At 65.3% G+C, this 389-nt stretch carries 1 protein-coding gene; it reads left to right on the top strand.

Annotated elements, in window-relative coordinates; genetic code table 11:
• A partial coding sequence (locus tag SB719_RS19120) for a hypothetical protein (RefSeq protein ID WP_412159599.1) occupies positions 1 to 389 on the top strand: 389 nt, incomplete at both ends.

The following is a 389-nucleotide window of genomic DNA, read 5'->3' as shown; positions in this document are numbered from 1 at the left end:
CTTCTTTGCCCTCGCCACCTACCGACGCGAACCCGTCCTGGTGATCGTTGCCCAGGCAGCCCGGTACGTATACCGCAGCGTTCTCGGGCAGACGAGGTTCCGGCGCGATGTGTGGCTGCGCGTCAGCGTCGCCTCGCTCAACGTCGGCCACGCCCAGGTCGCTGCGGTGACACCTGTGGTCACTTCCAAGTTCCTTCTCCCAGGTGCGCTCGGCGACGTACAAGTCGTGCAAATCCCCGGCGCGGGCGCGTTCGTCTACAACGCCCGAGGCCGTCTCGCCTCGGTCACCGTTAAGGTTGGATCCCGGGCGTGGGCGCTTCGAGACAAAGGCGCACAGGAGGCCGCATACGACGGATTCGTGGAGTGGCTCAGTTCCTTGGAGACGCTAC

The organism is Pantoea sp. SIMBA_079 (assembly GCF_046940275.1).
Taxonomy (GTDB): Bacteria; Pseudomonadota; Gammaproteobacteria; order Enterobacterales; family Enterobacteriaceae; genus Pantoea; species Pantoea borealis.
This window is presented reverse-complemented; position numbering and strand designations above follow the sequence as displayed.